The organism is Caedibacter taeniospiralis (assembly GCF_002803295.2).
GTDB lineage: Bacteria > Pseudomonadota > Gammaproteobacteria > Francisellales > Francisellaceae > Caedibacter > Caedibacter taeniospiralis.
Genome location: NZ_PGGB02000002.1, coordinates 1 through 16,232 on the forward strand (window position 1 = coordinate 1; position 16,232 = coordinate 16,232).

Annotated in this window: 17 protein-coding genes and 1 pseudogene; 15 read left to right on the forward strand and 3 right to left on the reverse strand. The window is 42.6% G+C overall.

Going from position 1 to position 16,232, the window contains the following annotated elements:
- The first annotated feature begins 41 nt into the window (after nucleotides 1-41).
- Entirely contained in the window at nucleotides 42-557 is a 516-nt protein-coding gene (locus CU053_RS00855) for a substrate-binding periplasmic protein (protein WP_100551168.1), read from the forward strand.
- A 533-nt stretch (nucleotides 558-1,090) separates the two neighbouring features.
- Entirely contained in the window at nucleotides 1,091-2,995 is a 1,905-nt protein-coding gene (gene ftsH, locus CU053_RS00860) for an ATP-dependent zinc metalloprotease FtsH (protein WP_100551170.1), read from the forward strand.
- A gap of 64 nt (nucleotides 2,996-3,059) precedes the next feature.
- On the opposite strand, the gene CU053_RS00865 is transcribed toward ftsH, so the two are convergent.
- Nucleotides 3,060-3,821, reverse strand: coding sequence for a helix-turn-helix transcriptional regulator (locus CU053_RS00865; protein WP_233263300.1), 762 nt, complete (start codon nucleotides 3,819-3,821; stop codon nucleotides 3,060-3,062).
- Between the two features lie 193 nt (nucleotides 3,822-4,014).
- On the opposite strand from CU053_RS00865, the gene htpG reads away from it, so the two are divergent.
- A complete protein-coding gene (gene htpG / locus CU053_RS00875) occupies nucleotides 4,015-5,907 on the forward strand; it encodes a molecular chaperone HtpG (protein WP_100551172.1) in 1,893 nt (630 codons plus the stop codon).
- A 49-nt stretch (nucleotides 5,908-5,956) separates the two neighbouring features.
- Here htpG and CU053_RS00880 read toward each other — a convergent pair whose 3' ends face one another.
- Nucleotides 5,957-6,295: a P-II family nitrogen regulator gene (locus CU053_RS00880; protein ID WP_100551173.1), complete on the reverse strand. Its 339-nt coding sequence runs from the start codon at nucleotides 6,293-6,295 to the stop codon at nucleotides 5,957-5,959.
- Between the two features lie 78 nt (nucleotides 6,296-6,373).
- Between CU053_RS00880 and CU053_RS00885 the strand changes: the two genes are divergently transcribed.
- From CU053_RS00885 to maeA, 6 genes and pseudogenes are all read left to right on the forward strand, one after another.
- Nucleotides 6,374-6,628, forward strand: coding sequence for an accessory factor UbiK family protein (locus CU053_RS00885; RefSeq protein ID WP_100551174.1), 255 nt, complete (start codon nucleotides 6,374-6,376; stop codon nucleotides 6,626-6,628).
- Between the two features lie 8 nt (nucleotides 6,629-6,636).
- The gene (locus CU053_RS00890; protein WP_100551175.1) at nucleotides 6,637-8,145 is read left to right on the forward strand and encodes a YifB family Mg chelatase-like AAA ATPase; all 1,509 of its coding nucleotides are present in this window, start codon (nucleotides 6,637-6,639) and stop codon (nucleotides 8,143-8,145) included.
- 26 nt (nucleotides 8,146-8,171) lie between these two features.
- Entirely contained in the window at nucleotides 8,172-9,074 is a 903-nt protein-coding gene (locus CU053_RS00895) for a lysophospholipid acyltransferase family protein (RefSeq protein ID WP_100551176.1), read from the forward strand.
- A 216-nt stretch (nucleotides 9,075-9,290) separates the two neighbouring features.
- Complete coding sequence (gene hemE, locus CU053_RS00900; RefSeq protein WP_100551177.1) at nucleotides 9,291-10,340, forward strand: uroporphyrinogen decarboxylase; 1,050 nt, start codon at nucleotides 9,291-9,293, stop codon at nucleotides 10,338-10,340.
- A gap of 334 nt (nucleotides 10,341-10,674) precedes the next feature.
- Nucleotides 10,675-10,968, forward strand: a pseudogene (locus tag CU053_RS06535) (NAD-dependent malic enzyme); the annotation flags it as partial.
- An 89-nt stretch (nucleotides 10,969-11,057) separates the two neighbouring features.
- Nucleotides 11,058-12,059: an oxaloacetate-decarboxylating malate dehydrogenase gene (gene maeA / locus CU053_RS00905; RefSeq protein ID WP_267901791.1), complete on the forward strand. Its 1,002-nt coding sequence runs from the start codon at nucleotides 11,058-11,060 to the stop codon at nucleotides 12,057-12,059.
- A 20-nt stretch (nucleotides 12,060-12,079) separates the two neighbouring features.
- Here maeA and CU053_RS00910 read toward each other — a convergent pair whose 3' ends face one another.
- Complete coding sequence (locus CU053_RS00910) at nucleotides 12,080-13,471, reverse strand: sugar porter family MFS transporter (protein WP_199244172.1); 1,392 nt, start codon at nucleotides 13,469-13,471, stop codon at nucleotides 12,080-12,082.
- A 212-nt stretch (nucleotides 13,472-13,683) separates the two neighbouring features.
- On the opposite strand from CU053_RS00910, the gene CU053_RS06540 reads away from it, so the two are divergent.
- From CU053_RS06540 to hslV, 6 genes are all read left to right on the forward strand, one after another.
- Nucleotides 13,684-14,034: an ROK family protein gene (locus CU053_RS06540; RefSeq protein WP_267901789.1), complete on the forward strand. Its 351-nt coding sequence runs from the start codon at nucleotides 13,684-13,686 to the stop codon at nucleotides 14,032-14,034.
- Nucleotides 13,998-14,582, forward strand: coding sequence for an ROK family protein (locus CU053_RS00915; protein WP_267901790.1), 585 nt, complete (start codon nucleotides 13,998-14,000; stop codon nucleotides 14,580-14,582). Before CU053_RS06540 ends, CU053_RS00915 begins: the two co-directional genes overlap by 37 nt.
- Nucleotides 14,583-14,635: 53 nt before the next feature.
- Nucleotides 14,636-14,992 carry a phosphomannose isomerase type II C-terminal cupin domain gene (locus CU053_RS00920; RefSeq protein WP_100551179.1) on the forward strand — a complete coding sequence of 119 codons (357 nt, stop codon included), beginning with the start codon at nucleotides 14,636-14,638 and terminating at the stop codon, nucleotides 14,990-14,992.
- A 66-nt stretch (nucleotides 14,993-15,058) separates the two neighbouring features.
- Entirely contained in the window at nucleotides 15,059-15,316 is a 258-nt protein-coding gene (locus CU053_RS00925; protein ID WP_100551180.1) for a type II toxin-antitoxin system Phd/YefM family antitoxin, read from the forward strand.
- On the forward strand, nucleotides 15,313-15,570 hold the full coding sequence (locus CU053_RS00930) for a Txe/YoeB family addiction module toxin (protein ID WP_100551181.1): 258 nt from the start codon (nucleotides 15,313-15,315) through the stop codon (nucleotides 15,568-15,570). Before CU053_RS00925 ends, CU053_RS00930 begins: the two co-directional genes overlap by 4 nt.
- 92 nt (nucleotides 15,571-15,662) lie before the next feature.
- Complete coding sequence (hslV, locus tag CU053_RS00935) at nucleotides 15,663-16,217, forward strand: ATP-dependent protease subunit HslV (protein WP_100551182.1); 555 nt, start codon at nucleotides 15,663-15,665, stop codon at nucleotides 16,215-16,217.
- Nucleotides 16,218-16,232: the final 15 nt, after the last annotated feature.

The following is a 16,232-nucleotide window of genomic DNA, read 5'->3' on the forward strand; positions in this document are numbered from 1 at the left end:
ATTGTATTGAATATAAACAAATATAAATAGGAGAAACAGAAATGTCTACTCGACAAAGTTTAAATTATGCAGGTGCCCCAATGGTGTCTTTCCCTTGGGGGTACACAAAAGAGCGTGCCAAGCATTATCTGTACAGTGAGGCGATTTACACCGAGCCGACCTATATTTGGGTTCTTACGATTAACAAAGGGAAATATCCTGGTTTTGAAGAGCTGGAAGGAGGTGAAGTCTGCATTCCACAAGGTTATGGTGCTTTTGGTGAAATGCAGGCAATGCTCAATCAAAAAAAAGTGACACGAATAACAGCACTAACGATGCAGGATTGTTTTAACCAGCTAAAGAATAATCGTGTTGTGGCAGTGTATGCAAGCGAAGATGCGACTGACAACATCGCCCATATAACAGGTGGTGAGACACTTTTTACCAGGGCATTTATAGCTGATATGCTTACCTATTATCTGATTGCGGGTAAAAATCAGCCATACTCAGGACAGTTGATCAAATCCTTTAACAAAGGCTTGAAACAATTTAAATTTAACCCTGCTAACGATTGCTGATTTGGCTTAGGGTGAATATGGGGCATTTATCAATATCTGCTAAATCACAATTGTGAAGCAGTATTTTTTTATGCTAAGGTTGGGCTTGATAAGTGTGTGCAAAATTTTGTTGTGAAGCCATCGCGACAAGATAAGCAATCCACTATAATGCCTAACCACAATAAGCTACCGAAAGTGGCATATTACAAATTGGAGTTACGCACTTTTGCATTTTTGAACACCCTGCCTCGCAAGCCTGACCACTCCAGCGTGGTCAGGCTTGCGAGGCACCCCTCTTGGAAAGAGGGGAATTTTTCCGACAAATTGTTGCTAGATCCCCCTCTTTTCAAGAGGGGGGGTGAAAAGCGCCCGAAAGAAGCAAACAGTTTTGCTTCTTTAGCTTTGAACGCCACAAGCTCTGCGCGTGTGGCTGACGGGTCTGACCACTCCAGAGTGGTCAGACGGGGTGTTTTCTAAACTACAAAGTTTGTGAGAGTGCGCAACCCCAGTTACAAAGGTTAAAACCAAGCGAAATCAATAGGAATTACATTTACATGAAAAAAAATGAGTTCTTGCGAAATGCACTATTCTGGGGGCTAATTGCTGTCGGGTTAGTGTTTATTTTTAGCAATATGAGCACAAAAATAGAACCGTCAGCGATGATGAAATACTCGAATTTTGTACGGCAATTAAATAGTGGCAATATTCAATCGGTAACTGTGGATGGGCGAACGTTTACAGGAACAACAGATGCAGGTGAGAAATTTACAACCTATGCTCCACTTTTAGATCAAGGCATAGTTGACCAAATGCTGACTAAAAATACGGAAGTTTCGGCTAAGGCACCGGAGAAGCCAAGTTTATTACTGGCGTTTTTATTTAACTGGCTGCCGCTATTATTGATTGCAGGCTTCTTTATTTTTCTAATGATGCGTGCAGGTGGCGGTAGAGGTGGTGCTTTCTCTTTTGGCAAAAGCAAGGCCAAGTTATTGGGTGAGGATCAAATTAAGGTTACGCTTGCGGATGTGGCAGGTGTCGATGAAGCTAAGGAAGAGGTGGGTGAAATCGTTGATTTTCTTAAAAACCCCGCTAAATACGAAAAAATCGGCGGAAAAATTCCAAAGGGCGTGCTCATGGTAGGTCCCCCTGGGACGGGTAAGACGCTGTTGGCGCGAGCGATTGCAGGTGAGGCAAAAGTGCCTTTTTTCTCCATTTCGGGTTCTGATTTTGTTGAGATGTTTGTGGGCGTTGGGGCATCACGTGTCAGAGATATGTTTGAACAAGCGAAGCGTCGAGCACCTTGTATTATCTTTATTGATGAAATTGATGCCGTTGGGCGCCACCGCGGTGCGGGTCTAGGTGGTGGGCATGATGAGCGTGAGCAAACCTTAAACCAGATGCTGGTTGAGATGGATGGCTTTGCCGACAATGAAGGTGTTATTGTTATTGCGGCAACTAATCGCCCCGATGTGCTGGATCCTGCACTTTTGCGTCCAGGACGTTTTGATAGACAAGTAACGGTTGGTCTTCCAAGTGTTAAAGGTCGTGAACAGATTTTAAAAGTTCACATGCGTAAGATTGCCGTGGCAGATGAGGTTAGAGTGGATTGGATTGCGCGAGGCACCCCAGGATTCTCAGGAGCAGAGCTTGCCAATTTAGTGAATGAAGCCGCATTGTTTGCTGCAAGAGTGAATAGAGAAATCGTTGGCATGGAAGAGTTTGAAAAAGCCAAAGATAAAATTTTAATGGGTGCTGAGCGTCGCTCAATGGCGATGACGGATGAGCAGAAGCGTCTCACAGCCTACCACGAAGCAGGGCACGCGATCGTTGGGCGGCTGGTACCTGATCATGATCCTGTATATAAGGTGAGCATTATTCCAAGAGGACGCGCCTTAGGAGTCACAATGTACTTACCAGATGGTGATCAAGTCAGCCAATCACGTGAGCAGCTGCTAAGCCGTTTATCGAGTATTTTTGGCGGTCGCATCGCAGAAGTGCTTATTTTCGGTTATGACAAGGTGACTACTGGGGCATCAAATGATATTCAGGTAGCAACCAGCATTGCCAGAAGCATGGTTACCAAGTGGGGGCTGTCTGACAAAATGGGACCAATTTTGTTTGATGAGGATGATCAGCAGCCATTTTTAGGGCAGAGCATGGGTAAAACTCCTAAGCATTTCTCTGATAAAACTGCGGTGGATATTGATAGCGAAGTACGGCGTTTAATCGATGAAAATTACAAAAGAGCTGAAAAGATTCTAAAAGAGAATATGGACATTCTGCATGCTATGGCTGAAGCGTTAATGAAGTATGAAACGATAGACTCAATGCAGGTCGATGACCTGATGGCGCGTCGCGAGGTCAGGGAGCCTGGTGATTGGGGTGATAGTTATATCCCCAAGGAGGAAAAAGAAGGAAACTCAAAATCCGTGTCTAAAAACGTCAGTCAGCCAGGTTAAAAGAAGCTGGTGCCATATAACTACTATAACTACCACCTGATGAAAAAAGGAGTGCGCAATGGAGTTAATTCAAGTGAGTTCCCAACTCATTGAGGATTTGTCTTCTATGAGTGAAAGCACCTTTTTTTCTAAACCAAAGCGCTTCATTAATGTCTTCGACAGTTGTGGCGTGCTCAATAATCTGGTGATCTTTGATTTTACCCTGCCGATAAAACCATTCAGCGACGGCACTCCAGCGCCATAAAGGACTCTTGTTATGTATTTTCAAAATCGGTTTGGGAAAATCGTTATTACCTCTTTTGCCCAATATATAGAGAGATAGTGCCTGCTTACTCAGTGACACCCTGTCGGCAATATCGGATGAGCTTACAAGATGCTCTGGTGCAACACTGGTGACTGACGCATTTATGTTCGCTGATTCAATATCTTTAATGGCTGAGATAATAGCTTGTTCAAAGTCATCACCCTCTCTGTCAAAATCCAAGTATACGGTACCGTTTTTAAAATTGATTATAGCGTCATCACAACCTGCTTCAAACAGTGAATCCTCCAAATTTGGGGTGTTTAGATCAACATTTTGAAGAATAAGTGTAAATTGCTGCGTTTTACTCATTTCTATCTCCTTGGTGTTCGCAATTATCAACGACTCGTTTAATTTGTTTCGCGTGATTCTCAGTACTGCGCGGCGTTGACCATATACTGACTGAATGACCATCTCGATCTTCAAATGGGCATAGTAATCGACCCCAGGCATGAGCAGAATTTCCGCTGGATTGGTAACGGTAACGCCATCCTTTTGCTTCAGCGTATTTGATAGCTTTCTCAATGTCTTTATTTGGGTGCTTGGGTCGCATACAGCTTCTTAACCACGATTAATTATGTTGGATTATAGACTGGTGTTGACTTATGTCAACAATAAGGGGTGGGTTTAAGCAAATTTTCCCTTGAAATATATTTTTTAACTCCCACTTGCTTGCGGTTGAATTTTGAATTAAACGCAAATCTAAATAGGAGCTAATATGTCTGAAAAACAAGTTTATGATTTTCAAACCGAGGTGAAACAACTGCTGCACCTTGTCATCCATTCACTGTATTCAAACCGTGAAATTTTCTTAAGAGAGCTGATTTCTAATGCCTCAGATGCGGCAGAGAAACTGCGTTTTGAAGCATTGAGTAATGCTGACATTTTTGAGAACGATGCAGATCTGAAAGTACGCATTTCTTTCGATAAGGATGCAAAAACCATCACAATTTCAGACAACGGTATCGGTATGACGCGTGATGAGGCGATTGAACATTTAGGGACGATTGCAAAATCAGGAACTAAAAAATTCTTAGAAGCGCTAAGTGGTGATCAAAGCAAAGACTCGCAGCTGATTGGTCAGTTTGGCGTTGGCTTTTATTCATCTTATATTGTGGCAGACAAAGTCACAGTGAATACACGTAAGGCAGGAGCTGCGGCATCCCAGGGTGTTCGTTGGGAATCAAAAGCGGATGCCTCGTTCACAGTCGAAGATATTACTAAGGAAAGCCGTGGCACTGAGATTATTCTCCATTTAAAGGATGAGGAAAAGGACTTATTAGATGACTGGAAATTGCGTCAAATCGTTAAAAAATATTCCGATCATATTTCTCTGCCAATTCAAATGTTGAAGACGGAATATGATGAAGAGGGTAATGCAAAGGAAACTCAGGAATGGGAAACCATCAATAAAGCCAAAGCCTTGTGGACACGTTCAAAAGCGGATATTACGGATGATGAGTATAAAGAGTTTTATAAACATATTTCGCATGATTTTACCGATCCATTAACCTGGTCACACAATAAAGTTGAAGGCAATTTAGAGTATACAAGCCTGTTGTATTTGCCTGAGCGCGCGCCTTTTGATCTATGGGATCGTGAGCGTAAATCGGGTTTGCAGCTTTATGTGCAGCGTGTATTTATCATGGAAAACGAACATTTATTGCCGTCCTATTTGCGTTTTGTTAAAGGAGTGATTGATTCTAATGACTTACCTTTAAACATTTCACGTGAAATTTTACAGCACAATAAAGTGATTGATAAAATCAAAAAAGCGACCGCCAAGAAAGTCCTCGATATGCTGGCGAAAATGGCAGAAGATGAAAAAGAGCAGTATGGCAAGTTTTGGAAGGCGTTTGGTCAAGTGCTAAAAGAAGCGCCAGCCGAAGATCATGAAAACAAAGAGAAAATTGCCCAGTTATTGCGTTTTGCCTCCACACATAAAAATACGGCTGAGCAGGATGTTTCTCTCGTGGACTATGTCTCACGCATGAAGGAAGATCAGAAGTTTATCTATTACGTAACCGCGGAGAGTTTTAATGCAGCGAAAAACAATCCACAATTGGAGGTTTTCCGCAAAAAAGGTATTGAAGTTCTGTTGTTAAGCGATCGCGTGGATGAGTGGATGACCTCGCATTTATCTGAGTTTGAAGGTAAAACCCTGAAGTCAGTTGCCAAAGGTGATTTGGATTTGGGTAGTTTAGATTCAGAGGATGAGAAAAAACATCAGGAAGAAACTCAAAAAGCGTTTGAAACCATTATCAAGCAAATGAAAGAAGTGTTGAAAGCCCACGTTGATGAGGTTCGTATTTCTAAGCGCTTAACCAACTCCCCAAGTTGCATTGTGGTGAACGATTATGGCATGAGTATGCACTTGCAAAAAATGATGGCAGACGCAGGACAGATGATGATGCCTGGCATGGGGGGTAAACCGATTCTTGAAATCAATGCTGAACATAAGCTGGTTAAACATTTGCAGCAAGAACAGGACGATGCACAATTTGCCGACTGGACAAATCTTTTATATCAGCAGGCGCTGCTTGTTGAAGGGGCGCAGCTTGAGGACCCCGCAAGCTTTGTGAGTCTAATGAATAGGTATCTGGCGGTATAACTGCGAATTTTAATGCCTATAGCTCTGAGGATGAATAAGAAGACAAACTTTAGAGAGCTTCTTGATTCATCTCTCCCGTACGGATACGGATAACTTCTTCTAAGTGGGTGATGGTGATTTTCCCTGCGCCTATTTTATCTGTTTGATTAACGCTGATGATGGCATTAACAAAATCCTTTTTTTGTTCATCACAGCAAATAACTTCTACTTTTATTTTAGGCAGGAAATCAACAGCGTATTCAGCGCCACGATAGAGTTCAGTGTGCCCTAGCTGGCGACCAAAGCCTTTGACCTCAGTGATAGTGATACCCGTTGCTCCGACATTCAACAACTCTTCACGAGTGCGATCAAGTAGATAAGGTTTAATGTAAGCAGTAATTAGCTTCATGCGTGAACTGATTGGTCAATTTGGCTGTCTATGCTACATTATGCACTATCTGTTAGTAAAGCAATTAAGTGGTAGTGTATGAAACTTAACAATAAACTCATTGATGATGTGGCTAGTAAAATTTCAAGTGGGATCCCAGATAGTCTAAAGACGATTGCCAGTGAGCTTGAAAGTAATTGTAAGAGTGTTCTTAGGGCAAGTTTTGAGAAACTTGATCTGGTTACGCGCGAGGAGTTTGATATTCAAAAGGAAGTGCTGGTGAAAACCCGTCTAAAACTTGAGCAACTTGAAAAAAAAGTAGACGCGCTTATTGCCAAATGTGATGAGCAATAGGCTCAAAAATGTCATTAGCTACGGTTTATAGCCGCGCCCAGCTTGGCGTTGACGCTCCTCAAGTGACGGTTGAGGTACATTTATCGCATGGATTGCCAAGCTTATCTATCGTTGGTTTGCCAGAAGCTGCTGTGAAAGAGAGCAAAGATCGCGTGAGAAGTGCGATTATTAATTCAGGTTTTCAGTTCCCAAATAAACGCATTACGATTAATCTTGCGCCTGCGGATTTACCAAAGGAAGGTGGGCGATACGATTTGCCGATTGCCATTGGTGTTTTGATTGCATCCCAGCAGATTATTGCCCCTGATGTCCTTGAATATGAATTTGCTGCTGAGCTCTCATTATCTGGTAAACTTAGACCCATTAAAGGTATTTTGCCTTTTGCGATTCAAAGTTTAAAACATCAAAGATGTCTTATGATTGCGCCTAAAAATCAGTCAGAGGTAACGCTTTTGCCCAAGCTATGCGCCTATGCGGCAAATAACCTGCAAGAGGTTGTTTTGCACTTGTCAAAAACTCAATTTTTAAATGAGGCAGTACCAGATCAAACGGAGAAGACAAATCTGTTCCCGTTGTTGGATCTGTCCGAGGTAAAGGGTCAGTTTCAGGCGAAACGTGCGCTTGAGATTGCGGCAGCTGGAGGGCACAATGTATTGTTTATTGGTCCTCCTGGAACGGGTAAAACGATGCTGGCTTCCCGCTTTCACACAATACTCCCTAAGCTGACTATGGAAGAAGCGTTAGGCAGTGCAATGATTGCGTCTATCAAGGGAGTAAGTGATATTGCCACACATTTTTATGATCGACCATTTCGAGCTCCACATCACACCTCATCAGCAGTGGCACTCGTTGGTGGTGGCTCAAATCCCAAGCCTGGGGAGATTTCACTGGCGCATAATGGCGTTTTATTTTTAGATGAACTCCCTGAATTTGATCGCAGAGTTTTGGAGGTGCTAAGAGAGCCGCTAGAGTCAGGAAGAATTGTTATATCTCGAGCAAGCGCGCAGGTGGAGTATCCTGCTAAGTTTCAATTGATTGCAGCAATGAATCCTTGTCCTTGCGGGTTTTTAGGATCACAAGTGAAACTCTGTAAAGATACAGATGCCCAAATCAAACACTATCAACAAAAACTGTCAGGACCATTACTGGATCGCATTGATCTGCAGGTTGAGGTGTTGGAAATAGACCATCAGACGCTGACGGGAAAAGCGGAAGGTGAAGCAAGTCAAGCTATTAAAAAGCGCGTTTGTGCAGCAAGAGTCTTACAAGTCAAACGGCAGGGGAAAATTAATGCTGAACTGCAAGGTAAGGAAATTGATCAATTCTGCGTTTTAGGGGATAATGAGCGCCTGTTGTTGACTGAGGCTATCCAAAAATTAGGTTTATCTGCCAGGGCTTATCATCGCATCCTGAAAATTTCGCGGACAATTGCTGATTTGGTAGGGCAAACAATAATTGATAAGCACCATATTCAAGAGGCTTTGAGTTATCGTAAGCTTGAGCGTTTTCAGCAGTAACAATCGATAAGTAACACGGTAAAAAGATGAAAAAAATAGGCTCGCAAGTTTTAGTTTTAGTCTTGTATTTATGGGGGAAATTAAGTTTTAGCGTGGTGCAACGGCTTGGTTGGTTTATTGGCACGCTGTTTTTTTACCTTAATAGCGATATGCGCCGCGTTGCACGTATCAACATTGACAAATGCTTTCCTGAGCTTAGTGAATACCACAAAAAAAAGCTATTGAAAGGGACGCTGCAGCAGACCTGTATGACAGGCGCCGAAATGCCAGGGATATTATTTAAAAGCCCTCAGAAATTGTTGCAGCAGATTCAGGTGTGTTATGGTGAAAAACTGATGCAAGAGCTCTATGAACAAGGTAGAGGGGTTTTGCTAGTAGCGCCTCATTTGGGAAGTTATGAAATAGCGTCGATGTATATTTCAAGTAAATATCCTTCGGCGATGTTGTATACGCCCCCTAAAATTAAAGTTCTGGATCGGCTGATTCTTCAAGCGCGCTCACGCTTGTGCAAAAATATGTCGCCAGCAAATCATAAGGGCGTGAAGATAATCTTCAAGGCGCTTGCTAATAAAGAGGTCATTGCGATGCTGACTGACCAGGTTCCAGTGGATGCAGGTGGTAGTTATATTGATTTCTTTGGACATCCAGCTAAAACGATGAATTTTCCCGATAAACTGTATAAGCGCTACAAGCCCGCGGTTGTGTTAAGCTATGCGGTACGTAATTCCATTGGTAAGGGGTTGACTTTGTATATCGAAGATCTGGAACCACTAATCAAGCAATATCAAGCGATAGAGGGAATGAAAGATCCAGTAGCTTACGCATTTACCAGGCGCTTTGAGGAAATCATTCGCCAGTATCCCTCGCAATATCAGTGGGCATACAAACGCTTTAAATATCACCCGCAAGGTGTTGATTTTTATAAATAATTGGGGGTTACGAACTTTTGCTGCACTACCCCGCCTCGCAGGCTCGGCACCCCTTCACTTGTGAAGGGGAATTTTTGAGAAGCCCCTGTCCTGCAATTCCCCTTCGTTAGCGAAGGGGTGGCTGCGAAGCAGACGGGGTAGTCTTCAAGCTCAGCAAAAGTTCGTAACTTCAGTAAATAACTGAAGTAGGTAACTTCTCTAAACTGAGGATAAAAAATGAGAACATTATTTTTGGATGCCTTACAAGGCAAGCCTGTTTCGCAAACTCCTGTGTGGATTATGCGCCAGGCTGGGCGTTATTTGCCTGAGTATCGGCAAACGCGCTCGAAGTTTAGTGATTTTATGGCAATGTGTAGAAATGCTGAAGCCTGCTCTGAGGTCGCTTTGCAGCCTTTAGATCGTTATGATTTAGATGCCGCGATTGTCTTTTCGGATATTTTAACCGTTCCTGAAGCAATGGGAATGAAGTTGCAATTTATCAGTGATAAAGGACCAGTATTTGAAAAACCGCTGAGAACTTTGCAGGATATTAAGATGCTGGATTGCAAATATGCGATGGAAAAGCTGCAGTATGTGATGGATGCAGTTTCGACGACTAAAAAAGCGCTTATCAATCGCGTCCCTTTAATTGGCTTTAGCGGGAGTCCATGGACTTTAGCTGCCTATATGGTTGAAGGGCAGGGTTCTAAACAATTCACCCAGTTACGTAAAATGCTTTATAGTACTCCTGGGCTTTTGCATCAATTGTTAGCTGATTTAAGTAGGGTCATTGTCGATTACCTGGATCAGCAGGTCAAAGCAGGTGCAGATGCGGTGATGCTTTTTGATACCTGGGGAGGCATGCTTTCCGAGAAAAATTATGCTCCATTTTCATTAAATTATATGCGGCAAATAACTAGTTTGCTTAAAGCGCGTCACCCACAAGTTCCAGTAACCTTATTTACCAAGGGCGGTGGATTATGGTTGGATCAATTAGCAAAAACAGGCTGTGATGGTATTGGTATTGATTGGAGTATAGATATTTATCGCGCACGCGAAATTGTTAAAGATAGGCTCACCCTGCAGGGAAATCTGGATCCAGCGGCATTATATGGAAGCGATGAGAGCATAACTGAACAAGTGAAATATATACTTCAAAGTCAGAAAGAATATGGTCGCTTTGTGTTTAATTTGGGACATGGGGTGTATCCAGATATTTTGCCTGAGAAAGTAAAGGTAATGATTGATGCCGTGCGCAAGTTTGGCAAAAAGCAAATAGAAAATTAAGTGAACTTGTATGATAAAAAGAACAAAGCGATTTGAGTTTAAACGCAACCCTGAAACCAATGAAATGTGGGTTGAAACAGATTTGCAGGGTAAAAATTTACTGACGCTTGCCTCCTTAAATAAAGGGACGGCATTTAGTGAACGCGAGCGAGAAGAGTTTGGCTTGCTTGGCAAACTGCCATTTCAGATTGAATCTATTGAGGAACAAAAGACGCGCGCATACCAGCAGTATAAATCCTTTAGAAGTAATATTGGACGCTATAGTTTTTTAAAGAACCTGCACAATATCAACGAAACGCTTTTTTATCGTTTGGTGCGTGATAATTTAAATGAAATGCTGCCTGTCATATATACCCCCACGGTTGGGGAAGCGGTGATGCGTTATAGTGAGCAGTTCTTGTCACCTCGTGGGCTTTATATCGCCTATCCTGATCGGCATAAAATGCGTGACATTTTACGCAATCGGACCAATTCAGACATTGATATTATCGTCGTCAGTGATGCAGAAGGGGTGCTTGGAATTGGTGACCAAGGGGTCGGGGGCATTGAGATTCCCGTGGCTAAGCTTATGGTTTATACGCTTTGCGCAGGTATCAACCCCGGGCGCTATTTGCCCGTATTTTTAGATGCAGGAACAAATAATAAGAAATTACTCGAAGACCCTTTGTACCTTGGTTGGCGGCATGAGCGCGTGTGCGCGGTAAAGAATATGATGAAATGGTTCAGTTGTTTATTGAAGCCGTCAAAGAAGAAATGCCAGAAACTTTTCTACATTGGGAAGACTTTGGTCGTGATAATGCACGTAAAAATTTGCTTAAATATCAGAACGAAATCTGCAGCTTCAATCATGATGTGCAGGGAACGGCAGCGGTTGCCCTGGCAGCGCTTATTTCAGCGGCTAAGCGCATAGGAGTGAAGTTTAACACGCAAAAATTCGTGGTCTTTGGAGCAGGCACGGCAGGTCTTGGCATTGCCGATGAAATTGTTTCAGCCCTGGTACACTCTGGATTAACTAAAGAACAGGCTTATCAACGGTTTTGGTGCATTGATAAAGATGGTTTGTTGATTGTCGATCAGGAAATGATGGATTTCCAGAGACCTTATGCGTGTACGCGTGAGTCAGTTAAGGGTTGGGTGGCTGATGAGGCTGGACGAATTTCTCTCGTAGAAGTTGTCAAACAAGCTAAGCCTACAACCTTAATTGGTTGCTCAGGTGTCGCCAATGCTTTTACTGATGAGGTGATTATAGAGATGGCACGTAATAATCAGCATCCGATTATTTTTACCTTATCCAACCCAACAAGTCGCTGTGAGCGTGTGCCTGAAGATGTCATTCGCCTGACTAATGGGCAGGCTTTAGTTGCAACGGGAAGTCCATTTGAGGATGTGGGTTATAAAGGCAAAGTCTATCGCATTGCACAGTCAAATAATGCGCTGGTGTTTCCAGGTATTGGTCTGGGTATCGTTGCCATTGGTGCTAAGAGATTTACGGATAACATGTTATGGGCGGCGTGTAAAGCGTTAGCCAATTATTCAACGCAGGACGATGCCTTATTACCAAAGTTGAGTGAGGCATATAGCGTGAGTCGTCAAGTAGCGTTTGCCGTTGCCAGACAGGCGATTGCGGATGGGGTTGCTGAGGATGTTGATGATATTTGGCGCAAGATTGACCAGGTAATCTGGGAGCCAAAATATTACCCTTACTATCTTAAAAAGTGACCGAAGGTATTGTGTATGCCTTACTTTCCTAGGTCTTTAAGTGCAACGCCGTTTTCTAAATTCTTTTCAATATGTTCCAGGCTGACACCTTTAGTTTCAGGCACGAAGAACTTCAGGAAGATCATGGAAAGAATACAAAATCCGCCAAAAACAAAGAATATTGAGGCGTTACCATAGGCTTTCATAAAGCTTAAGGCATTTGCCATCACAGCACCCGCGAATGTCCAGTTGACCATGGTGGTGACAGTCATGCCGATTTCACGTCCCTTCAATGGGAAAATCTCTGCGCAAATCACCCATGCAACGGGTCCCCATGAGCAGGCAAAGCCAAATATATAAACAATCGCGGAGATTAATAGAACTGCTTTAGGAAGTTCGCCAGGTGTCACACTACCTGAAATGGATAGGAAGGCAAAGCCCGCGGCAAACATTGAAACCATCATCACGATGGCGCCAACATAAAGCAGTTTTTTTCTGCCCCATTTTTCAATCCATTTGATCGCAGGGAAGGTAAATAACATGTTGACCGTTGGGATGGCTAAGAGGGCAATAAGACCCGTCATGCCAGCATAACCGAAGATTGTCGGCGCGTAGTAAATCATCATGTTGATTCCAACTAATTGTTGGAACATTTGTAGGATAACACCAATGATAAGGATTCTCCAAAAGAAACCCTTGGAAAGCATATTAAATCCAACCCCTTTATTGGCAACAATACTTTCTTTAATTTCTTTGATTTCCTCTTCAATTTCTTGCTGTGAAGCACGGACTTTTTTAAGCACAGACAGGGCTTTTTGATCCTGGTTTTTAAGTAGTAGCCAACGAGGGCTTTCTGGCAGAAACAAGCTACCAAAGAACATGACCGCCGCGAAGACGACAATTACGCAAAACATTAAAGTCAGTGAAATACTCACGTGCCCCAAAGCCTTAGCAATAAACACATTGGTAACAGCAATCAGGAAAATACCGATGGTGATCATCAGCTGAAAGAGTGTTGCCATGCCGCCCCTAATGGATTTTGGTGCCGTTTCAGAAAGATACAAAGGCACTGTAAATGAGGCAATTCCAACGGCAAATCCTAAGCCAAAGCGGCAGGCTGTTAATATGCCAAGTGGTGGCAGAAACGCAGAGATTAATGAGAAGGCAGAAAATAAAAACCCCGCTAGAACAAGCACTCTTTTTCGTCCTAATGCGCGCGCAAACAGTCCGCTGACTAGGGCACCCACAATTCCGCCCCAGGCTAAGACAGCAGAGTAATGTTCTCCTTGCTGTGTGGTGAGTCCATAGACGTTGTCAATGGTTGATAAGGAATTTGCTATAAATCCCTGATCCAAACCAAACAAAAGTCCACCAAGTGCCCCGATCAAGCACACCATATAGATAAGCTTCTGGTACTCTTTTTTTGCGTCGATATTTGCTGTCATTTTTTTTCTCCTGACCTTAGTCATTATCTAGAGTTTATAATTCCAGGCGCTATTGCAGCAATAATTGCATTTCATGTCAATAAATTACGTTATTTAAATGGGAAAAGAGTTCCAGGGCTTGCTGATTCCAAAGTTTGACATTTATGACTCTAAGCGTATATTGGCGACAGGTTTTTTCGGTCATGAGGCAAATTGATAAGATGCGTAAATTTTTAGGGGCAATAGAGGCGGGAGGTACTAAATTTGTATGTGCCATTGGCACGGATCAAGGGGAAATATTGGATCGTGTGCGTTTTGCAACAAAGACTCCTGAGCAAACGATGGCAGAAGTGGTTGAGTTTTTCCATCAGCATATGACTCAATACTCAATCAGTGCGATTGGTTGTGGTTCTTTTGGTCCTATTGACCCTGATAAGTCCTCTGATACATACGGACACATTACGCATACGCCAAAGCTTGCCTGGCGAAATTATAATATTGTCAAAACATTGGAAGATGCTTTAAGTGTTTACCCGTGGCATTTGATACAGATGTTAATGCTGCAGCTTTAGGTGAGTATCACTGGGGAGCGGGCAAAGGCTTAAGCGATCTTGTTTATCTTACCGTTGGGACGGGGATTGGTGGAGGTATTATAGTCAATCATCAATTAGTTCATGGTAGCGCACATCCTGAGATGGGGCATATTTATGTTCCTGTGGATTTAACCAAAGATGACTTCAAAGGTGTTTGCCCCTCACATGGTAATTGTTTCGAGGGACTTGCATCGGGTCCTGCATTAAAAGCACGTTGGCAGGTAAAATCCGCACTTGATTTGCCAAATGATCATAAGGCCTGGGATATTGAAGCGGACTATTTATCTTATGCCTTAGTGAATTACATCATGTGTTTTATGCCAAAGCGCATTATCTTAGGTGGTGGGGTGATGAAACAAACCCATCTTTTTGAGAAAATCCGCAAAGCAGTGCGACAAAAAATCAATGGTTATTTAAATCAGGTCTATTGTGATCGTTTGGAAACCATTATTGTGCCACCTGCTCTGGCAGACAATGCAGGCATTATGGGTGCATTGGCTTTGGCGAATACGCTCACAATTGAATAGCACTACTGCAAGTGGCTTGAGAATAAACAGTCTAATAAAGAAGGTACACAAAAATGAATATCAATGAAGTTGGAAAGGTATATGAAAGACCCTGGGGAACCTACCGCACGATTGAGCTCGCAACAGGCTATCAGGTTAAAGTAATTACGGTAAACCCAGGGGGGCAGTTGTCGCTACAAAAACACTTCAAGCGGGCTGAGCATTGGGTGGTGGTCAAAGGCTCGCCAACATTTACCATTAGTGAGAGTAAAAAGACTTATCTGGTTAACGAACATGTTTACATCGAAAAGGAAGAAGTACATCGTATGGAAAATAATACCGATCTGCCTTGTGAAATTGTTGAAGTCCAAATCGGCAATTATCTCGGTGAGGACGACATTGTTCGGCTAGAGGATATTTATAACCGTTAAATATGTACTTATATGAGTACTTGCTCTATAATCCAGGCATCCTGATTTTAAGTGAAAAGATTTTTTATGCATACCGTCAACTATAGTAATTTTGGCAACCAGCTTGCAGCTTCCATGGATAAGGTTGTAATGGATCATCAACCAATGATTGTTACCAGAGGCAGCGATAAATCTGCGGTGGTGGTGATGTCTTTGGAGGACTTCAAATCGTATGAAGAGACTGCTTATTTGATGTCAAGCTATGTAAATGCAAGCCGTTTAAATGCAGCGATTAAGGAAATCAATAACCAGCAAGTGCAACGACATGGAATAATTGAGGAATGATCCTGGCTTGGTCAACGTGTGCTTGGGAAGATTATCTTTTTTGGCAGGAAAATGATAAAAAGAAGCTAAAGCGCATCAATCAGTTGATCAAAGACATTAAGCGAACGCCTTTTTCTGGTCTGGGTGATCCTGAACCTTTGCGTTATAATTGGGCAGGTTTCTGGTCGCGGCGCATTGATCGTGAACACCGCTTGGTCTATCAATATGAAAATAATACCATCACCATTGCCCAATGTCGTTTTCACTACGGCTAACTCTCCTAAAATAAAAACTTGTAATTTTGGGCTCCAGCGCAATCTATAGCGATTATGTTTTTTACCAACCCAACAATTAAGCAGGGAAATGTATGTTAGAAATGAAAGGCACTACGATTTTATGCGTGCGCCGTGGTGATGAAGTAGTGATTGGTGGTGATGGTCAAGCGACTCTAGGCAATACGGTGGCTAAGGATAATATTGTTAAAGTGCGTAAATTAAGTAATGGCAAGGTGTTGACAGGTTTTGCAGGTTCAACCGCAGATGCGTTTACGTTGTTTGAAAAATTTGAGCAAAAGCTCGATTTTTATCAGGGAAATTTAGAGCGTGCGTCGGTTGAAATGGTACGTGAATGGCGTTTGGATCGAATGATGAGTAAATTGGAGGCGATGATTATTGTAGCTGATGAAAATAAATCACTCCTTATCTCTGGCGTTGGAGATGTCATGGCAGCCGATGAAAGAGGTATCTTGTCGATTGGTTCAGGTTCGGCCTTTGCAAAAGCCGCAGCTCACGCTTTGGTCGATAACACGGATTTGCCAGCCTACGAAATCGTGCAAAAAAGCTTAAATATCGCTGCAGATATTTGTATTTACACCAATCATAATTTAACCATTGAAAAATTACCCAACAAGGCAAAAGCATAAGCCATTTTTGTTAAG

Bases quoted from the DNA above. Each gene is read 5' to 3' on its own strand.
- CU053_RS00855 (WP_100551168.1), top strand. From the start codon at position 42: ATGTCTACTCGACAAAGTTTAAATTATGCAGGTGCCCCAATGGTGTCT.
- ftsH (WP_100551170.1), top strand. From the start codon at position 1,091: ATGAAAAAAAATGAGTTCTTGCGAAATGCACTATTCTGGGGGCTAATT.
- htpG (WP_100551172.1), top strand. From the start codon at position 4,015: ATGTCTGAAAAACAAGTTTATGATTTTCAAACCGAGGTGAAACAACTG.
- CU053_RS00880 (WP_100551173.1), bottom strand. From the start codon at position 6,295: ATGAAGCTAATTACTGCTTACATTAAACCTTATCTACTTGATCGCACT.
- CU053_RS00885 (WP_100551174.1), top strand. From the start codon at position 6,374: ATGAAACTTAACAATAAACTCATTGATGATGTGGCTAGTAAAATTTCA.
- CU053_RS00890 (WP_100551175.1), top strand. From the start codon at position 6,637: ATGTCATTAGCTACGGTTTATAGCCGCGCCCAGCTTGGCGTTGACGCT.
- CU053_RS00895 (WP_100551176.1), top strand. From the start codon at position 8,172: ATGAAAAAAATAGGCTCGCAAGTTTTAGTTTTAGTCTTGTATTTATGG.
- hemE (WP_100551177.1), top strand. From the start codon at position 9,291: ATGAGAACATTATTTTTGGATGCCTTACAAGGCAAGCCTGTTTCGCAA.
- maeA (WP_267901791.1), top strand. From the start codon at position 11,058: ATGGTTCAGTTGTTTATTGAAGCCGTCAAAGAAGAAATGCCAGAAACT.
- CU053_RS06540 (WP_267901789.1), top strand. From the start codon at position 13,684: ATGCGTAAATTTTTAGGGGCAATAGAGGCGGGAGGTACTAAATTTGTA.
- CU053_RS00920 (WP_100551179.1), top strand. From the start codon at position 14,636: ATGAATATCAATGAAGTTGGAAAGGTATATGAAAGACCCTGGGGAACC.
- CU053_RS00925 (WP_100551180.1), top strand. From the start codon at position 15,059: ATGCATACCGTCAACTATAGTAATTTTGGCAACCAGCTTGCAGCTTCC.
- CU053_RS00930 (WP_100551181.1), top strand. From the start codon at position 15,313: ATGATCCTGGCTTGGTCAACGTGTGCTTGGGAAGATTATCTTTTTTGG.
- hslV (WP_100551182.1), top strand. From the start codon at position 15,663: ATGTTAGAAATGAAAGGCACTACGATTTTATGCGTGCGCCGTGGTGAT.